The organism is Nocardia sp. NPDC023733 (assembly GCF_040639775.1).
GTDB lineage: Bacteria > Actinomycetota > Actinomycetes > Mycobacteriales > Mycobacteriaceae > Nocardia > Nocardia rosealba.
In genome coordinates this window covers 1782903-1802270 of the sequence record NZ_JBFAAN010000001.1, presented here as the reverse complement: position 1 = coordinate 1802270, position 19368 = coordinate 1782903, and the positions used below count along the sequence as shown (strand labels likewise).

13 protein-coding genes are annotated in these 19368 nt (G+C 69.2%); 9 read left to right on the top strand and 4 right to left on the bottom strand.

Going from position 1 to position 19368, the window contains the following annotated elements:
* Positions 1-8 precede the first annotated feature (8 nt).
* The 3 genes from AB0F86_RS08275 to AB0F86_RS08265 are packed head-to-tail and all read left to right on the top strand — an operon-like array spanning position 9 to position 8399.
* Complete coding sequence (locus AB0F86_RS08275) at positions 9-2879, top strand: hypothetical protein (protein WP_356982902.1); 2871 nt, start codon at positions 9-11, stop codon at positions 2877-2879.
* Complete coding sequence (locus AB0F86_RS08270; protein ID WP_356982900.1) at positions 2876-4963, top strand: WD40 repeat domain-containing protein; 2088 nt, start codon at positions 2876-2878, stop codon at positions 4961-4963. The genes AB0F86_RS08275 and AB0F86_RS08270 overlap by 4 nt, the downstream gene beginning before the upstream one ends.
* Complete coding sequence (locus AB0F86_RS08265) at positions 4956-8399, top strand: hypothetical protein (RefSeq protein ID WP_356982898.1); 3444 nt, start codon at positions 4956-4958, stop codon at positions 8397-8399. Before AB0F86_RS08270 ends, AB0F86_RS08265 begins: the two co-directional genes overlap by 8 nt.
* A gap of 35 nt (positions 8400-8434) precedes the next feature.
* Here AB0F86_RS08265 and AB0F86_RS08260 read toward each other — a convergent pair whose 3' ends face one another.
* The gene (locus AB0F86_RS08260) at positions 8435-9298 is read right to left on the bottom strand and encodes a caspase family protein (RefSeq protein ID WP_181697129.1); all 864 of its coding nucleotides are present in this window, start codon (positions 9296-9298) and stop codon (positions 8435-8437) included.
* Positions 9299-9507: 209 nt separating this feature from the next.
* Here AB0F86_RS08260 and AB0F86_RS08255 point away from each other — a divergent pair, with 209 nt between their 5' ends.
* Positions 9508-9912, top strand: coding sequence for a hypothetical protein (locus AB0F86_RS08255; RefSeq protein WP_181697130.1), 405 nt, complete (start codon positions 9508-9510; stop codon positions 9910-9912).
* A 138-nt stretch (positions 9913-10050) separates the two neighbouring features.
* Here the strand turns inward: AB0F86_RS08255 and AB0F86_RS08250 are convergent, their stop codons facing one another.
* The gene (locus AB0F86_RS08250) at positions 10051-10791 is read right to left on the bottom strand and encodes a hypothetical protein (RefSeq protein WP_356982896.1); all 741 of its coding nucleotides are present in this window, start codon (positions 10789-10791) and stop codon (positions 10051-10053) included.
* Between the two features lie 219 nt (positions 10792-11010).
* Between AB0F86_RS08250 and AB0F86_RS08245 the strand changes: the two genes are divergently transcribed.
* The 3 genes from AB0F86_RS08245 (at position 11011) to AB0F86_RS08235 (ending at position 16591) form a co-directional block, all read left to right on the top strand.
* Positions 11011-12822: a peroxidase family protein gene (locus tag AB0F86_RS08245; RefSeq protein WP_356982894.1), complete on the top strand. Its 1812-nt coding sequence runs from the start codon at positions 11011-11013 to the stop codon at positions 12820-12822.
* Positions 12819-13916 carry a catalase family protein gene (locus tag AB0F86_RS08240; protein ID WP_181697133.1) on the top strand — a complete coding sequence of 366 codons (1098 nt, stop codon included), beginning with the start codon at positions 12819-12821 and terminating at the stop codon, positions 13914-13916. Before AB0F86_RS08245 ends, AB0F86_RS08240 begins: the two co-directional genes overlap by 4 nt.
* 83 nt (positions 13917-13999) lie before the next feature.
* Positions 14000-16591 (top strand): LuxR C-terminal-related transcriptional regulator, encoded by a 2592-nt coding sequence (locus AB0F86_RS08235; RefSeq protein WP_356982892.1) that lies wholly within the window; start codon positions 14000-14002, stop codon positions 16589-16591.
* A gap of 149 nt (positions 16592-16740) precedes the next feature.
* Here the strand turns inward: AB0F86_RS08235 and AB0F86_RS08230 are convergent, their stop codons facing one another.
* Positions 16741-17208: a hypothetical protein gene (locus AB0F86_RS08230; protein WP_356982890.1), complete on the bottom strand. Its 468-nt coding sequence runs from the start codon at positions 17206-17208 to the stop codon at positions 16741-16743.
* A gap of 140 nt (positions 17209-17348) precedes the next feature.
* Positions 17349-18050, bottom strand: a complete 702-nt coding sequence (locus tag AB0F86_RS08225) for a TetR family transcriptional regulator (RefSeq protein WP_356982888.1) — start codon at positions 18048-18050, stop codon at positions 17349-17351.
* Positions 18051-18128: 78 nt separating this feature from the next.
* On the opposite strand from AB0F86_RS08225, the gene AB0F86_RS08220 reads away from it, so the two are divergent.
* Both AB0F86_RS08220 and AB0F86_RS08215 read left to right on the top strand, forming a co-directional pair.
* A complete protein-coding gene (locus AB0F86_RS08220; protein WP_356982886.1) occupies positions 18129-19016 on the top strand; it encodes an alpha/beta fold hydrolase in 888 nt (295 codons plus the stop codon).
* A gap of 156 nt (positions 19017-19172) precedes the next feature.
* Positions 19173-19367: a hypothetical protein gene (locus tag AB0F86_RS08215; protein WP_067490330.1), complete on the top strand. Its 195-nt coding sequence runs from the start codon at positions 19173-19175 to the stop codon at positions 19365-19367.
* Position 19368: the final 1 nt, after the last annotated feature.

Below are 19368 nucleotides of genomic sequence, written 5' to 3'. Positions count from 1 at the left end.
GACGACCGATGCGCTACGTGCTGCTGATCCGCCCCGAGGACCACCTGGTGCTCGGGGTGCGCTGGACCGGGTGCGCCACCGACGGCACCGGCATGCTCACCGCTGGTGACAACGCCCAGCTCACGGTGCTGTTCCCGCCGCAACACGTGGGGGAGGAGTGCTCGCCACCGTTCTCGGACGCACCACTGGTGCTGGCGGCGGGGACGACCGGGGCATCGGTACCCGGTTGGCGCGGGGTGCTCGCCGGTCCGAGCCGGATCGTCGTGGGGGTGCCATCGGGGCAACGAATCCCCTTGACTGTCCAGGGGATTCTGGATGCGGTGGCCACCGTGCCCTTGGTCGTCGACCTGGGCGCAACCGCCATAGAGATTCCCTGGCGCACCGTCCTCGTGCCTGGTGGCAGGATGGCGCGAGAGGTTTCGCGCAGCCGTGCGACCCCAGCTGATGGGGCGCTACCCAGTGCGGGGTCACTGCCGGAAACTTCCCCGACCGCTCCAGACAGAGGCAGCGCCGGGCTCGCCGGTCGTGGCCCGAGTAGGTCAGGTGACGACTCGGTCGTCTGCAGACACACCGGTGCCACCGCGCCGAACGGAGTGCGTGGGCTCTGGCGCACCAGGCTGGTAGCCGCGGAAGCAACAGAGGCAGTGACTCCTTCGGATGCCCGGTTGTCGGTGCGCGTGGTCGACCACGACATCGCGAACACCCTCGATCCCGACTTCGGGCCCGACAACTCCCTCGGCACCCCGCGCGCGACGCGCACCCGCCTGGTGGCCGAGACCGCGACCAGCCCAGCCGACGCCTCCCGCCTGGAGCTGAGCTCCCTCGGTGCCACCCTGCACGTCAAGGGCACCTGGGCGGCGTTCGAATGGGAGCAGCGCGCGGTGCTCGGCCGGGACATGCTGGTGCGCACCCGATTCGAAGGAGCGCTGTACCCGCTGGGGCATCGTGCCGAGTACCTCGAGATCGTGACCAGGGAGTTCGACGCGTCGACCGGTGGGGCGGCGGTGCTGCGGCGGATCGGTGTGCTCACCGTTCTCGAACCGGTACGTCACCCGCCCGACGACCCTGCCCTGCGCCGCCGGTTCCCGCTCGGCGCCGTGGAGATAGCACAGACGACCTTCACCGACCTCGAATCGCCGAATGCCGGGGGCTGGCAGTTCACGGGTCTGCCCGGGGTGGGTGAACAGGCCACGCACTTCCTGCCGACCACGATGGCCGGGTTGCCGGTGCGGTTCCCGATCCGGTGTGTCACCGCGACGGGGGTGGTGACGTTCGGGGTACCGCTGCTGTTCGTCGCCGAGATCGACCTGGGTACCGGCACCTCGCTCACCGATCCCGGTCTCGCGCAACGGCTTCATGACGACTACGGCACCGTCTCGGTGTCGATCGCACCGACACCGCTGGATCTGGCCGGGGCCGGTGGCCGTGGTCGCGGCGACATCCACGAGGTTCACGGCTTGACCCTCGCAGGCCTGGCCGAGCATTCCCCGTCCGCCGGGTACCGCGCCGGGCTCACCCAGCTCGACATCGCGCTGCCTGCCCTGCGGGTGCTGCGCGGAGACGACCGCCGCACGTCGGTTCGCCTGGCGGAGAACTACCTACGCGACGGCACCGCCGACGTGCTCATGGAAATGCTGCCGGACCAGGCCCGCGATATCGACTTCGCCGGCGACGCCGCACGCTCGGGTGGTCTGCTCACCCCCAAGTACGTCGCCGACGCTATCTCTCGCACGCTCGGCCCGGTGAACCTGCGGGCACTGCCCAACCCGGCGACCGGACTCATCGACCCGGTTGCCCTGTTCCCCTCGGATCAGGCCCAGCTGCTGGGCTTTCCGTTACGCACCCTGGTGACCCAGCTGCGACTACCACCAGAGATCACCGCCGTACCACGGGTCGGCGCACCACCGGAAGTCCACATGAACTGGCGCGATATCGCCCTCCGGTCGGTCGGCACGTTCGTCGCCGGACTGGGCACCCGGCTTGACCTGACCATCGTCGCAGCGCCCGATCGAAACGAAACCCGGTGCACGGTCAAGGAATTCGCCCTCGAACTACCGCCGGGCCCCAAGCGGGTGCTGCGCCTGAGCTTCGCGGCTCTGACCTTCACCCAGCGCGGCGGCGCCGCACCCGAGGTCACCGTCGACGGCCTCCGGGTCGAGTTCGTCGGCGCCCTGAATCTGCTGAAGGAACTCCAGGATCTGGTTCAGCTGGGGGACACCGGCAAGATGCTCGACGTCAGCGCCCGTGGCATCACCGTCCGCTACGCCCTGCCGTTGCCACCGGTCACCGCCGGGGCGTTCGTGATGCGCAATATCGCCCTCACCTCGGCCGTCGATATCCCGTTCGACGGCAGACCGGTCGGTTTCACCTTCGGTTTCGCCAGCCGGGCGAACCCCTTCCAGCTCGCGGTGATGATGTTCGGTGGTGGCGGCTACCTCGAGATGCAGCTCGACGGCGACGGGCTGCGCCGCTTCGAGGCGGCCCTGGAATTCGGGGCGTTCGTCGCCGTCGACTTCGTCGTCGCCTCCGGTGAGGTGCACGCGCTCGGCGGCGTGCGGTTCACCCTCGAATCCGACGGCGCGGTCACCCTGTGCGGGTACCTGCGCATCGGCGGCTGTGTCGAGGTCCTCGGGCTGATCAGCGTCTCGATCGAACTGTGCCTGTCGCTGACCTACCGATCCGAACGCAACGCCCTCGTCGGCCACGCCACCCTGGTGATCGAGGTCGACCTCACCCTCTGGTCCGACAGCGTGGAAATCGACAGCGGCGAATGGGTGCTCGCGGGCGGGGCGGCTCGTAGGCCTGCACTGCGCGACCGTGACACCGCACTGGCTCAGTGGCTCGAATACCGGGCCGCCTTCGCAGGAGTAGGGCAATGAACGAAGCCGAGCACTTCCGGGTCGTCGCCGATGTGGCATTGAACCACCCCGTGAGCCGGGTTGCGGTGAGCCGCGACGGCCGGCGGGTATTCGCGGGCACAGGGTGGTCGCTGTTCGGGAACGACGGCGGCGGCACACCGGGATCGAGCATGGTCGACGGAACCAGGGGACAGGTGCTCTGGAGCAATGCAGGGGCCAGATGCTTCGATGTGGTCTTCACACCCGACGGCGAGTCCTTCGTGTTCGCGGGTGTGAACGACGCCGAGGAACGGTGGGTGTCGCTGTTGCGCACCGCGAGCGGCGAGGAGGTGTGGTCGCACCGGGGTGGCGGTTTCCTCGAACTCAGTCCGGACGGCACCCGACTCGCCCTCATCGGGATACTCGACGACGGCGCGGGCGGCGAGTTCGCACAGAACATCGTGTTCGACGCGGCGAGCGGCGCGGTGCTCTACCGGCAGGGAAACTCCATGACTCGGCCCCGATTCCGGTCCGATTCGACGCTGCTGTGCACAGGATGCCCCTCGCTGGTCGACCTGGCGACGGCAACACCGCGGTGGCAGCTCGGCGATCACACGAACATCCCGTCGGCCGCCGACTTCACCCCCGGCGGTGACGGCGTGATCTTCGCGAGCGCCACCTGGGGCACCATCACCACCTACGAACTCGAGGTCGACGCGACCGGCGCCGCTGTCGCGCGCGGCGCCGTCGACGCACCGGAACTGGCGAACATCAACACCTGGTTCGAGAGCCTGTTCTACAGCCCCGGTCGCGAAACCCTTGTGCGCGTGGGCAACAACGACATCGCTCTGCTGTCGGTGATCGACGGTGGCGTGCGCAGGACGCTGCCGGTTCCGGGGAACGGTCCGTTCGCCGGTGCGTTCCTGCCGCGCGGCGAGCGGCTCGCGGTGAACGTCGCGATCCCGCCCGCGACGGACCCGGCCGGGGTGAGCGTCATCGAGACCACCGGCGAGTCGGTGATCTGGTCGGATCCGGGGCGCACCGTGTGGCACCTCGCGGTCACCGGTGACGGCACCGGGCTCGTCACCGGCGGTGAGAGTTCGGTCCGCGTCTACGAATTGGGCACCCCGGCGCGGTCCCGGCGTGACTGCGGCGCCCGCATCGGCGTCGTGGCCGCCAGTGCGGGTGCGGCCGGAATCGTCGCCGCCGCGGCCGAAGCGAAACTCGTCGTCTTCCGCGCCGCGACCGGTGAGCTGATGCTCGAACGGGTCCACCCCGGTCCGATCGGCGCCGTGGCGGTGAGTCCCGACGGACACGGTGTAGTCACCGGCAGCAGCGACGGCCGGTGCAGACACTTCGACACCCTGACCGGCGCCCGGTGGACCGCGCGCCACAACGGGGCGGTCAACGCGGTGGCCTTCAGCGACGACGGAACCCGAATCGCCACCGCGAGCGCCGACCGCACGGCCCGCTTGTTCGACCGGGTACCGGGTGCCGATCCGGAGAATGTCACCGAGCTGTGGTCGCATCAGCATCCACTCGCCGTCACCCATGTGGTGATCGGTCCGGCGGCCGCCTGGGTCGCCACGGTGGCCCTGGATCGCAAAGTGCGACTCCTGGCCGGGACCACCGGAACCGAAGCGCATCCACCGTTCGAACACGACGCCAAGATCCGGGGGTTGTGTGCCCGCGCGAACACGCTCGTCACCGCGAGCGAGGACGGCAGCACCCTGGTGATCGATGCGACGACCGGGATCCGGCGCCTGCGGATCGAGCACCCGGGACCGGTGACGGTGCTCGCCCTCGCACCCGATGCCGGTCTTCTCGCCACGGCGCGCGGGCAAGTCCTCGACCTGTGGCGTATCGACGGTGAGCGGGAGGTCCTGGTGCACCGGCTCACCGCGCGGGCCACCGTCAACGACCTGGTCTTCGCGGCGAACGGCACCCTGATCGTGTCCGCCGACGACCCGGTCGTCGCCGTGATCGACCCGGTCGGTGGACAAGAAATCGACCGTTTCCTGCAGCCCATGCCGATGAGCCGGCTGGCCGCAGGTGCCGACGGCCGGGTGGTCGTCGGCGCCTGTACCGACAACGTCGCGCGCGTGTACGAGGTGGACCATGAGTGAAATGCTCTGGGTGGCAGTACCTTCCGGACGGGGCAGCGCCGAACTGTCCTTGCGGGTACTGGTCGTCCCGAGGCTCGCCGAAGGCACCCTGGTCGACTTCGGGCTCGCGGACTGGCCGTCACTGCTCAACGACCAGACCGGTTTCGAACTGCGCGTGCGCACCGATGCGGGGGAGCGGGTCGTCGCCGCGACGCCGCGCCTGGTCGTGCGGGCCCGTTCGGAGCTGTGGCACGAATTCTTCGGTGGCGAAGCGGGTTTCGTGCGCCAGTGGGAGGAGCGCACGGTGCGCCCGCCCCGGGTGTCCGACACGGCGGCGACCGCGACGAAGGTCGCCGCGACCTTGCGCACCGTCACCCGCGCCGGCGCCGAACGCCCACCGGAGGAGACCGAGGCGGCGGTGCGCGAGCAGATCGCCACCTGGGACGGCACCGCCACCCCACCCGTCCCCGACGACAACGAACCGCCCCCGCCGCTCGTCGCCGACTTCCACCGCACGGTCGCCAACTTGCGCGAACACCCGGCGGTACTGCTCGAGCTCGGCCTCGTCTTCGAACTTCGCTGTTCCGCGACCGACCTGCCCGAGGGCAGCGCGCTGCTGAGTGTGCGCTGCGTCGACCCGCCGTTCCTGCGCAACCTGGTCACCGCGCCGTGGACCCGATACGAGCTCACCGCGACCGACTTCCGGCCCGCGCCCGATCCCGTGGCGTCCTCCGGCATCCGCGCGGGCATGCTCGACCTGTCGGACTCGGTCTCGCTCACCGACCCCGCCGCGCCCGCCACGCAGCGTGGCTGGGCCATCGCGACTTTCGACATCGACGGTGGTGCCGACGGTTTCCGCCAGGCCGCCCACGACTTCGCCGCCAACACCCCGGCGAATCCGGTGTTGCCCCCGGTCCGCTCCAGCGGCATCACCCTGCTCCAGCCCGGCCGCGGCCGGGCGTACCGCGCTCGTAGCGGCGCCGGTGCGCGACGATCCCGCGACCTCGGTGACGCCGTGTTCACCGCCGAGGACCTCGTGCTCGGCTACCGCGTCGACATCCGGCGCGAGGGCGCCCCGTGGCTGTCGGTATGCGCCCGCGATGCCGGCTACCGCGTGAACGGTGTCGATATCGTCGCGGGCCGCGAGGAGGGGCATGTGAAACCGTTCGCCGCCGTTCGCGGCGCGGACGGGCAGCTGCGCGCCGACGAGGTGGTGTTGCGTTGGGACGGATGGAGCCTCGCGCTTCCGTCGCCGAACCTGCGCGGCGATACGAGCGGGCCCGCGCGTAACCCCGCGCAGCCCTTGCCTTTCGACTTCACCTGGAACTACACGGTGCCGCCGCGCAGCATGCCCGCGCTGCGTTTCGCCGACCTGTACCAGGTGCGGGTGCGCATCGCCGACATGGCCGGTGGCGGGCTGACCACCGCCGAACTGGACGACGCCACCGTGGCGAGCACGGCGGTGAGCTATCTGCGGCACGACCCGGTGCCGCCGCCTCAGGTGCACGGGCCCGCCGCGCTCGCGGCAGGCGCGGCGGTCACCCGGCTGGTCATCCGCAGCGATGCGGATCGCGGCGTCGCCGACCTGCACGCCGAGAACCCGGACTACCCGGTCCGCGACACGCGTGTCCTGCACGCACCCACCGCCGCGCTGTCGCTGGTCGAACAGCACCGCATGCTCGACGAACGCACCGACGAGGAGTCCTTCCAGCTCGCCCAGCGGGCCATGGACACCGACGGTAGCGGCGCGGGCCTGCCCGACCCGGTCGCCAGCGGGGTGCGTGCCCAGGTCCGGGCAGGCGAGGCGGGACTGGTCGCAACCATCGGCGACCACAGCGCCTGGTCGCCCGCCTGGCCACAGTACGCACCCAAAACAGTGGAACTGCACGACAACCCGGGTGCCGAACCGATCACCGTGCGCTGGAACGGTGACGTGCTGAGTGTCGGGCTCGCCCAAGGCAAACAGGCCAGGATCGAGCTGAGCTCCACTCTGGACGGCGAACTGTCCAATCATCTGGCCATCAGCGACGCCCTCGCCGGCGGTGCGGGGGAACCGACGATCTCGCCCGACAGCACCAAGCTCGGCCGCAATCCCGCCGTCACGCCCCCGGTGCGCATCGAAGTGGTACACGCGGTGAAACGTCCACTGCGCGAGCCTGTCTGGGAGCTGCCGGAGGAGGCGGTCCATCGGGAACCGAACGACCCGACAGCGTTGCTCACCCCGATGTTCACCGACACCGGTCTCGATCCGCACAGCACCGGCCGCCTCCGGTTCTCCGCCGCCTGGACCGACGTCACCGACGCCGGAACCCTCGCAACCACCGCACACACCCCGACCACACTCACCGATGTCCACAGCCAGGTCGTCGAGCCCGGTGAGATGCCGACGGTGCGGTTCCGGCACGAATTCGGCGACACGCGCCACCGCACCATCACCTACACCCTCGAGGCGGTGAGCCGTTACCGGCAGTACTTCGCGGCCACCGATCCCGAAGCCGACTTCGCCGTCGCCCGCGCGCAGGCCCCGATCGTCGTCGCCTCCAGCGCCCGACCGACGGCACCGGTGGTGCTCGGGGTCGTCCCCGCCTTCGCGACGCGCGTCGCCAGGACCGGCGCCGATCGACTCGAATTCAGCCGGGACAGCGGCCGCATCCGGGTCGAGCTCGCTCGCCCCTGGTACGAAACCGGCGAGGGGGAACAAGTGGCAGTGGTGCTCGCGCCGACCACGGATCCGACTCCGACGGTGGCCGCCACCGTGAGCCGGGCCGGGCGCGACCCGCTGTTCGGTACACCGGATCTGCCCTCGTTCCCGCAGCTCTCGTGGTTCCCGGCGGCCGTCGAACCGGGGGAGGTGATCATTCCCGAGCTCGGTGAGTTCGTCGCTGTCGCACCACATTCGGTGTCACCCGGAGGTGACCGGTGGTTTGCCGACGTGGAGATCGCTGTGCCACAGGAACATCAGTCCTATCACCCGTTCATCCGGCTCGCGGTCGCCCGCTACCAGCGACACAGCCTCGACGGAATGAGCTTGTCACCGGTCGTGATCACCGACACGGTGCCGTTGCTGCCCGACCGGCATGTGGTCGTCGATCGGTCGGGGAACGAATTACGCGTCGGTGTGGCGGGTACGTCACCGAATCCGCTGAACCGGTTGGAGCTGCGCCTGGAATCCTGCCCGGCGGGCCTCACACCGGAGGCGGTCGACCTCGTCGTCGACGATCCGGCCGACCAGCAGGGCCTGGCGGTGTGGCGGCCGGTCGGCTCGTCGGTCGAACGGGCCGAGGACGGCGGCATCGCGGCCCTTATGCTGCCCCCGACCGCCGATCATCTGCGCCTTCGCCTGTGGGAGACCGAGAACCTCGTGGGACCGGAAGCCGCGGAAGTGCCCGCTGAATTGCGGATGCGCACAGTCTTCGTCGCCACGATGATGATCCCCCCGGAGTGGTATCGAGTGTGAGAGAGGTGCGGACGCCACCCCGCACCTCCCACTTCTCACGGCGTGAACGGCCGCTGTTCGAGGAAATCGGCACCCGCGTTGAGCGGGTACAGGTTCGGCACCTGATCCGGCGGCATGATGTTCATGATCTGCCGATGGAACTGGGTGTACCCGCCGGCGAAAGCACCGTTGGCCCACACCTCGAGCAGCGACCCCGTGAACTGGCCGTTGACCGGCCCGTCGTAGGACAGCTGCGAATCCTGGCAGCCCGACAACAGCACCACGCTCGCGCGCAGGTCCGAGCGTGACTGCGGGCCGCTCAAACGCTGCACGAACGAGTACAGCTGCCTGCGCCGCTTGTTGTCCTCGGACTGCACCTCTCGCGGCATCGCCTTCGGACTGCCCTGCACCACCGTGGGCGCGGCCGGTGCGTCGGCGTAAGCGCGCTCGGCCACGTCGGCGATGGCCGCGCGGCTGTCACGGGTGAAGGCGTCGCGCACCACGGTGCCGCTGTGACAGCTGTCCGAGCACACCACCACCCGCACACCCGCCGTGAACTGACGCCACATCTGGAACAGTTCGTCGTCGACGATCTGGCGGTCGAAGGCCACCCAGGTCTCGTCCTGATTGTCGTCCTCCTCGCCGTCGACGTCCCACGCCTGACCGCCGTGCCCGGAATAGGTGATCAGCACGAGATCACCCGGCTGCGCGTTGGTCGCGAGCTGACCGATCTCGCCGATGATCGCGAACGAGGTGGCCGCGCTGTCGAGCAAGGTCACCGAAGTGGCGAAGCCTTGTGCGGCGGCCAGTGCCGCCATGGAATTCGCGTCGTTCACGCAACCCGCGAGTGCGCCGTCCCAACCGCCATAGGCGGCGGGATCGACCCGATTCAAACCGATGTGCAACGAATATCCGCTCACTGCCGTTCCTCCATCCGAGCCGGAATTGTCGAAAGTCGCCGAATTATTCGGCGCTTCTCATCCTCGGGATGCGGCGCCGCCACCGATAGCGTGGCGGACTACCCGAATGCGGCGGGACGCAGTGGGGTAGTGGATTACGCATTCGGCGGGCCGGGTCCGCGCGCGACCATTGAGGCACAGAGATTTTCCCGCCGAGAAAGGGCAGAGAAATGTTGCAGGAAGACAGCAGTGACGCGGTCGTCGCGGCGAGCGCGGACACCGTGGAAGACGCGGATTTCGAGTCGACCAAAGCGGGATATTCCGCCGTCGAGGCGATGGGCACCCGGGCCATCGGGGAAACGAACATCACCTCGATCTTCTGGGCGCAGCAGGGGTTGCTCACCCACGGCACCGGCGCCTGGGTATTCGGTTTCCCGAATGCGACGGTACGGGCCGACAGTCAGGTCTCGGTGAGCCTCACCGAGCGGGACAACAACGGCACCCCGTTTCTCGGATTGGCGACCACACAGGTGCTGAATGTGGTCCCGCACGCCGACGGCACCATTTCGGTGCGATATCACGTCGGCTGGAGCAGCAATATCAGGGTGCTGTTCAATTTCATCATCGTGAATTGAACACCCGGCAGTGTCGCGGTACACCGGGCCGGGCCGACAGCGTGGTCGGTTTCGGGTCACCGGTGTTCTGCGGCAGTCGCGGCAGCGCTTGTAGCCGACAACGAGGTCGATCGCAGGCGGGCCACGACGTCCTGCCGTCTAGGACCTCGGTCGTGTTCGGGCCGATGCGGCAAGAACCTGCTCGGTCTTGGTGGCGCCGGTCGCGATCGCCAGACCGAGCCCGTGTACGGCGTCCTCGAGTGCCTGTTGCGCGGCGGCGGCGCGCAGATGCAGGTCGACGGGCGAATCTCCGGGTGCCGCGCTGATTTTCATCGCGAGCTCGAGCAGGTCGAGGTCACCCGTCTGCCAACGCTCGACATCGGCGTGCAGGGCGCCCAACGCGATACCGGTCCACCGCAGGGCGGTCACCGGGCCCCGCGCACGCAGCCGGTCGACCGCGACACCCGGTGGCGTGCAACTCACCAGAAACTGTCGCTGCGCGGAGGCGAGGGCCTCGGTGACATCCACCCCGCGATCCACGAAAGCACCGACCGAACCGGCAGGCCACCCACTGATCGCCGACGCCGACAACATGCGCCGGGTACCGCACCAATCGCGTTCGATGCGGTACCGCACCCCGTCGTCGAGGAACGGGCGTGCCCAGCGGCCGGTCAACTGGGCGGGCGTACACGGGCGCAGCTTCACGGTGAGGTCGTCGTCGGCGCCGCTGCGCAATCGGATGACCATCCGCCCTGTCAACAGGTCCGGTGAGCCGGCCAGGGTGGGTTCGGCGAACCAGATGTCGCGGACAGCGGCCGCCGCCGAATCACAGCCGAGGTGTCGCAGCGCAAGCGCGACATCGGTGTCGAGGTTGACCTTGATTTCGATCGGCGTGATCACCCGGAGCCCCTTCGGTCGCTGGTAGCGGACACGACGCGATGTCCACGGATCAGCCTCGCCCACCCCGGCCGGGCCGCGCGCGCGTAGTCCGCTACCCCATCACGGCGCGCTCCGCTCACCCATAACGCTGAAGTAGTCGACTACTCGTGACAGCCCGGTGGGTGCGGCGGACACTGGGTCGATCCGGTCCCGTACGCGTGGAGTTCGTGGAGGTTCCCGATGGTCGACGCCACTCACCAGACCAGCGCGCGTGACACCGCGCTCGGCCGGTCACGCATCACGAACGCCCTGGTCGCGGCGGCAGAAGCCCTCGATCGCCGCGTCGGCTGGTCCCGTTTGCCGACACCACTCGGTCTTGCCGTGCTCGTCGGATTACGGGCCGGACTGCGGGCTCGCAACCTCTTCGACACCGGCCCGCACCCCGACGGTCCCCTCCCACCCGGCAGGCCCGACGAGCACCGCACGCGCACCCTGGACGGCACCTACAACACCCCTGGCGACCCGCGCGCGGGTTCGATCGGCTGCCGATTCGGCCGCAACATTCCCCTCGATCACACCCGCCCCGAGGACAGCGCCCGGATCCTCGACCCCAACCCCCGCACGGTCAGCACCGCGCTGCTCGCCCGCGACGAGTTCCGGCCCGCAACTACCTTGAACCTGCTTGCCGCGGCGTGGATACAGTTCGAAGTACACGACTGGTTCAGCCACCGACCCGCCGATGCCGAACCGTTCACGGTCACTGTGGCCGACGGTGATCGGCCCGAACCCACGATGACCATCGCGCGCACCGCAACCGTGCCCGCACCCGATCCCACCGGCCCACCGACCTTCGTCACCGGCGAATCGCACTGGTGGGACGCCTCCCAGATCTACGGCGGCACAGCCGAAGCGGCGGGCCGTCTGCGCTCGGGCAAACTCGGTCAGGTCATCATCGACGAACTCGGACTGCCACCGCTGGACGCGGAGAACCTGGTGGCCAGATCGCCCGCCGCCGCCAATGCCTGGGTGGGGCTCGCGCTGCTGCATTCGCTGTTCCTGCGCGAGCACAACGCGATCTGTGAGCGCCTGGTCGCCCGCTATCCGGACCGCCGCGACGACCAGTGGCTCTACGACACGGCCCGTCTCATCAATGCCGCCCTGATCGCCAAGATCCACACCGTCGACTGGACACCGGCCGTGATCGCCCACCCCACCACGGTCGCGGCCCTGCGCGCCAACTGGTTCGGATTGCTCGGGGAACGGATAGCGCGCCGCTTCGGCAGGCTCGTCGACAACGAAGTCCTCTGCGGCATACCGGGTTCGGCCTGCGAGGACCACGGCGTCCCGTACTCGCTGACCGAGGAATTCGTCGCCGTGTACCGGATGCATCCGCTGATCCCCGACGAACTGACCGTGCGCAGCCTCGCCGACGACAGGGAACTCGCCCGCTTTCCCTTCCCCGCACTCGGAGTGCGCCACATCCGTCAGCGCCTCGCGGAAACCCCGATGGACACGTTGCTGTATTCCTTCGGCCGGGCCAACCCGGGTGCGCTCACCCTGCACAACTACCCCGAGCACCTGCGACGCCTCGATCGGGGCGAGGACCAGCCACTGGACCTGGCGACCATCGACATCCTCCGTATCCGGGAACGAGGCGTGCCGCGCTACAACGAGTTCCGGCGCCACCTGCGCCTGACCCCCGCGCGCTCGTTCGACGATCTCACCGATGATCCGCGCTGGGTGCGTGAACTCGCCGAGGTGTACGACACCGTCGACGATGTCGACCTGCTGATCGGCCTCTACGCCGAGCCCAAACCACCCGGCTTCGGCTTCGGCGACACCGCGTTCCGGATCTTCGTGCTGATGGCCTCGCGCAGGCTCTCGGCCGACCGGTTCTTCACCACCGACTTCCGGCCCGAGATCTACACCGAGGCAGGTATGACCTGGGTGCGCGACAACACGATGCGCACCGTGCTGCTGCGCCATTTCCCCACCCTCGCCCCTGCCCTGTCCGGCGTCGCGAATCCCTTCGCCCCGTGGAGGTCCCGATGACGACCTACCTGCGCTACCGCGACGATCTCGAACACCCACGTGCCGACGAGGAACGCGATATCGACCGGATCATCGCGGTACTGCGCACGAACAACGAACGCGCTTTCCGCAAGTACAAGCGGGGCCTGCGCGACGCGCACGCCAAAAGCCACGGCATCCTGCGCGGCGAACTCACCGTCCATGCCGGCCTGCGATCCGAACTGGCCCAGGGCATGTTCGCCCGACCCGCCACCTATCCGGTGATCGCCCGGTTGTCGAGCACCTCCGGAGCCATCCGCAGCGACCAGTTGCGCGGCGTACGCGGGCTCGGCATCAAGGTGCTCGGTGTGCACGGCCCACGCGCACTGCCCGACGACGATGCCACCACCCAGGATTTCATCATGGTCACCCATCGGGAGTTCCTCTTCGCCGACGCGCACGCCTACCTCACCAAGGGAATGCCGACGGCCTGGGTGCTCGCCCGGCTGCCCGATACCGCTCTGCGGGCGGGCAGCGACCTGATGGCCGCGCTCGACACCCACGTGCTGCGCCGCGTCGGCAAGGGCGTGCCGCCCAACCTCGCCGTCTTCGTCGCCCCGAACACCCATATCCTCGGCGAGACGTTCTACACCTCGGCACCGCTGCGTCACGGCGACTACGTCGCCAAACTGCTCTACACTCCGGTGTCGCCGGAAGTCGTTGCACTGCAAGGCCGCCCGATCGCGACATCGGCGGGCGTGAATGCCCACCAGAACTCGGTGATCGACTTCTTCGCCAACCACGGCGCCACCTACGAACTACGCGCCCAGCTGTGCACGAACATCACCAGCATGCCCATCGAAGACGCCACCGTCGACTGGCCCGAAACCGAATCCGCGCACGAAACGGTGGCGACTCTGCGCTTCGATCGACAGGATCCCTACACACCGCAACGCCGCGCCTACGGCGACGAGGTGCTCTCGTTCAACTCCTGGCGCGGGCTCGACGCGCACCGGCCCCTCGGCTCGATCAACCGGCTCAAGAAGCGGGTATACGAGGCATCGAGCAACTACCGCCACGACGTGGGCAACGCACCACGCATCGAACCACGCGACGCCACCGAGCTGCCGCCGTGAGCAGCGCCGCTCCCACCCGATCCGCGTCACCGCCCGGCGCGTTTCGTTGTGGCGTCGTCGCAGGACAACTACACTTTTCGCCCATGGGCGGACTGTGGCAGCTGCTCGATCGCCCCAACGAGTACGAGGCTGTCCACCGCGCGCTGACGAGCGGCGAAACCGGTGGCGTGGTTCTCGTCGGCGCGGCGGGCGTCGGCAAGACCACCCTCGCCCGGCTCGTCACCGCCGCTCTTCCCGACCCCGTGCGCTGGGCGGCGTGCACCGCCTCCTCACAAGCCATCCCACTCGGCGCCTTCGCGCCCTGGATCGCCGCCTCGGCGTCACGCGACCCGCTCGCACTCCTGCATTCCGCGCGCGAGAACCTGCTGACCAGGCCCGGCACCGTGCTCGGCGTGGACGACGCCCACCTGCTCGACACGTTGTCGGCCACCCTCGTGCACCAGATCGCCGTCGACCGGGGTGCGCGCGTCGTCGCCACGGTCCGCAGCGGCGAACCGGTACCCGACGCGATCACCTCGCTGTGGAAAGACGGCTACCTCGAGCGAATCGAGCTGACGCCGTTCACCAAACAGCAGTGCACCGACCTCGTGCAGACCGTGCTCGGCGGAACACTCGAGGGGCTCAGCGCCGATGTGATGTGGGAGTCGTCCGGCGGCAATCCGCTGTTCCTGCGCAATATGGTCGAGGGCGCGGTCGAGGCGAGCACCCTCACCGACGTCAACGGGGTCTGGCAGCTGCGCGGGCCGACCGCGGTGCCCTCCGGGCTCGTCGCGTTGCTCGACGAACGACTCACCAGGGCAGGCAAACCGGTGCTCGACGTGTTGGAGATGCTGGCCGTCTACGAGCCGCTCGACATCGACATCCTCAGCGAACTGGTGGGTGTCGAGGCGGTCGACGCGGCCGAATCGACCGCGCTGATCCGGGTGTGCAGGCACAACGGTGCCGTCGATGTGCGGTTCAGTCACCCCCTGCTCGGCGAGGTGGTGCGCCGCCGCGTCGGCACCGCGGCCGCGCGTGCCCGCCGCGGACGCCTCGTCGATACGCTGCGCGACCGGGATCTGAGCACACCCGCGCATCGCATCCGGTTGGCCAGATTGTGTGTCGACAGCGACCGGCCCATCGACGTCGACCTGCTCGTCGACGCGGCCAAAGACGCTGTGGCCCTGGCGAATCTGCCGCTCGGCGAGCAGCTCGCCCGGGCCGCCTGTGAACGCGGCGGCGGGCTGCGCGCCGCTGAACTGCACTCGCGTGCGCTGCTGTGGGAGGGCAGGCCACGCGAGGCCGATCGGATCCTGGCCCGCTTCGACCCCGACCGGCTCGACCCCCTGCAACTGGTCCAATGGGGAGTGCTGCGAGCGAGCCTGCGCTTCTGGTCGCTCGGCGATGTCGAACACGCCCGCGAACTCGTCGACCTGCTGCGAACCCGGGTCGAATACCCCGCGCTGCGATTGACCGTCGACGCCGCGGCGGCGGCGATGGCCGTCCACGAGAACCACATCGCCGAAGGCATCGACGCCGCGCAGCGGGTACTCGCCGATCCCGAATCACCGCGCCAGGCGGTCGATTTCGCTGCCTTCGCGCTCGGCCTCGCCCTGCCGGTCGCCGGTCGGGGCGCCGACTTCGCGCCCATCGCGGCTCGGAGCCGCGCTCAGCAGAAGGCGACCGACGGGCTCATCCGGGTGATGGTCCGCTACGGCGACGTGCTCGCCCTCACCACCATCGGCGACCTCGATCTCGCCGAACAGCGGGCCACCGAATACCGGGAGTTCTCCTCGGCCGGGCAATTCGCCGGCTGGGCGGTGGCCCGCATCGCCGCCGGGGTGGTCGCCACCTATCGCGGCCGGTTCCGGGACGCGATCACCGCCTTCGAACAGGCATTGGCCGCGCTCAATGCCGAGGCTTCGCTGCCGTGGAAACTGCCCGCGCGATTGCTGCTGGCCCGCGCCTATGCGGCACTGGGGGAGGTGGAGAACGCCGAGCGCGTGCTCGGTGACGCCGATGAACACCGGGGGCCACATATGGCCTTGCACGAACCGCAGCGCGTCATCGCCCGCGCCTGGCTCGCGGCCGGCGAACACCGACCCCACGCGGCGGTAGAGCTGGCCCGCACGGCGGCCGATATCGCCCATAGCGCAGGCCAATTCGCCGTGGAGGCCGAGGCACTGCACCACGCGGCGCGCTTCGGTGACCGTACGGTGGCCACCCGGCTCACGGCTCTAGCCGCCCGCGTCCAGGGCCCGATCGCCGGCATCTACGCGCGGCACGCGACGGCGCTGGCCAAGGCCGACCCGGGCGCCCTCGCCGAGGTGAGCGAGGAACTCGAGGCCGCCGGCCTGTTGTTGTCGGCCGCCGACGCCGCCGCCCAAGCCGTCCCCATCTACGACCACGCCGGACGACGCCACCCCAGCGCCGAGGCCGCCGCTCGCGCCTCGGCTCTCGCCGCCCGCTGCGACGACGCGGGAACCCCCGCCGTCACCGCCGCCGCGCGCCCGCTCCCCATCACCGAACGCGAACGCGAAATCGCCGCCCTGATCGCCCGAGGCCTGTCGAACCGAGCCATCGCCGAACGCCTGTGCGTCTCCATCCGCACCGTCGAAGGCCACATCTACCGCGCCTGCATAAAACTCGACGTAGCCGACCGAGACCAACTCGCCCGCCTGATCCGCAGCCGCTGAGACCGCTACGACTCGACCCGGATGATCGACGGGAGCCGCAGCGTCACCGAACGATTCGGCGGCCGGCACCGCACTGCGGTGATGATGTCGAGGTGGGGCACCGCCCGGCTGTGGGCTATCAACTCGGCGCCGCCCGGATCTACCAGGGCTCAGGGCATTTCGATGGTCTCTGCTCGAGCTATTTCGTTGATGGAGCGAGTGATGCTGTCCTCGGTGGGGATCCGGGTTGCTTCGGCCAGGTGGGCGATCAGGAGGACGGCGGCAGGGTGGGGATCGGTCGGTGGGTGGTCGGGGTGCTCGTCGATGCCGAGGGCGCCGGTGAGTGCGGTGGCTACGGCGGTCGGGTCGAGGGTGGGGACCCAGGGGAGCGAGTGGCGGAGGACGTCGTTAAGGACGGTGCGGATGTCGTCGGCGGCGAGGCCGTCGGGGTGGGCGGCCTCGAGGAGTTCGCGGATAACGGCCGACGCGACGATGGTCACCTGGTCGGTCGGGAGGTCTGCCAGGTCACCGAGGTGTTCGCGGAAAGCGGGTTCGTCTCCTGCTCGCGCGGCCTCGACGGATGCCGCGACCGTGGTCGCGATGGCACGGGCCGACCTGGGCCAATCGGACGGCCACATGGTGCTCCTCACAGGGTGGGTCGCGCACGGCACGGCGCGGGTTGCCCCAAGCCTACGTACCCACGCCACCACCCTCGCCGCGAGCACCGAGGAGGAAGCGCACCGCCGAACCCGCAGTCTCAAAATCAAATCTCAGAACATCAGATTTTGAGAATCCGGTAGATCGTCGCCCGCGAAACACCGAACTGGTCGGCGAGTTGCTCGGCGCCGACTCCGGATCGGTGGAGTTCGCGCGCCTGCCCGGCCTGTTCCGTCGTGAGGGCCGCAGGTCGCCCACCATTACGCCGCCGAGCCGGGCCGCGAGCTCGCCCGACGCCCGGTTCTCCGAGGAGTGCTCGCGCACCGTCCAGGATCAGGGTGCGCAGCCGCTCGATCGGTGCGTCGCGGAACAGCACCACCGGATCGGCGAGCCCGGCGACCACCTGACACGCCCGCACACGCTGTTCCAGCCCGGCTCCTGGTCCCGCCACGAGGTCGTTGGCCAGCGCGATCGCAGCCCGGAAACGGTCGGCGATCGGCGCCTGGACGAGCAGGCTCATGTCTTTGACGAGCATGGTGAGTGTCTGGCGGTGCCGCAGATGCACATCGACATACCCCTCGATGGTCCGCCACCGTACGTCCTCGGCACCGGTGCCTGCCTCCGCCTGGGCCAGGGTCGCTTCCAACTCGTCCAGCAGGGGAACGGTGAGCTGGTGCAGGATCGCCTCTTTGGAGTCGAAGTGGTAGTAGAGGGCGGCCTTGGTGATGCCGACCTCGTCGGCGATGGCCTGCATCGAGGTCGCCCGGTAACCGCGCGCGGCGAACAGGGAACGCGCGGCAGCCAGAATTCGCTCGGATGTCATCGCACCACTTACCTCGGGTCAGTCCGGACGCTACGATTACTTACCGAGAGTCAGTCTAGCGAGGCGGGAGCAAGTCCTGTGCGAACCCGAGTGTCGTTCCCATCCGGAAACAGCCGGTGCGCCGGCTACCTGGAGCTCCCCGAGGGCGGGAGATCGCTGCCCTGTGTCGTCCTGTGTCACGGTTTCAGTGGGACGATGGACCGCCTGTTCGACCACGCGCGACAATTCGCCGAAGCGGGATGGGCCACACTGGTTTTCGACTACCGCAGCTTCGGCGAGAGCGAGGGTGAGCCGCGGCAGGTCCCCGACATCGGCGGACAACTCGATGATCTGCGCGCCGCGGTCGCCTTCGCCCGCGCACACGACCGCGTCGACCCCGATCGCATCCTGCTGTGGGGCAACTCGCTCGGCGGCGCCCACGCGATCACCGTCGCCGCCACCGACCCGCGCATCGCCGCGGTCGTCGCCCAGATCCCGTTCAACGGATTTCCCGAGAAGGTCGAGGGCCGCACGGTCGCCGACAACCTGGCACTGCTCGCCGCCATCATCTGGGACACCGTGCGCGGCAAACTCCGCATGCGGCCCTACTACATCCGGATGGTCGGCGCACCGGGCGAACTCGCCGTCACCGCCTCCGCCGACGCCGAGCGGCACATCGCCACCCTCACCGGCGGCGGCGAAACGCTCTGGCGCAACAGCATCGCCCCGCGCGCCCTGCTGTCGATGATGCGATACCGCCCGGCCGAGTCCGCCGCGCGCCTCACCTGCCCGCTGCTCGTGTGCGCCGCCGCCGACGACCGGGAGACACCCCTCGACACCAGCCGCGAGCTGGCAGAACGAGCACCCGACGGCCGGTTGCGCGTCTACCCTGGTACTCACTTCACCTTCTACACCGAACCGGCGCTGCGCACCCGCGTCGTCGCCGATCAGATCGAGTTCTTCCGTCAGGCCTGCGATCGGGTGTGACGTGCAGGGTTGGCGCTGATCACACCGGGTATCCGCGTGGTACCCCTGAGTGGGAAGGATGCGATGACGATGCGCGGACGACGTAACCGCCGTGATCGAGAAGTACGCGAAGTACGAGAAATCCAGGCCCGACCACCTCATCAGACCGTCAAGTCACTGTTCTCGCTGCTGGTACTCGCCTGGCTGCTGGCCGGGCTGGTCGCGGCGTTCCAGCGGGACTACTTCACCGACACACCCACCAACTGCGGCGACTGGGGGACCATCGCGCTCACCGTGGCGGCGGGTCCGCTGAACTATCTCGGCATGAACCCCAAGGTCGGCGAATGCCAACTGCCCGAACCGAGCCAATGAC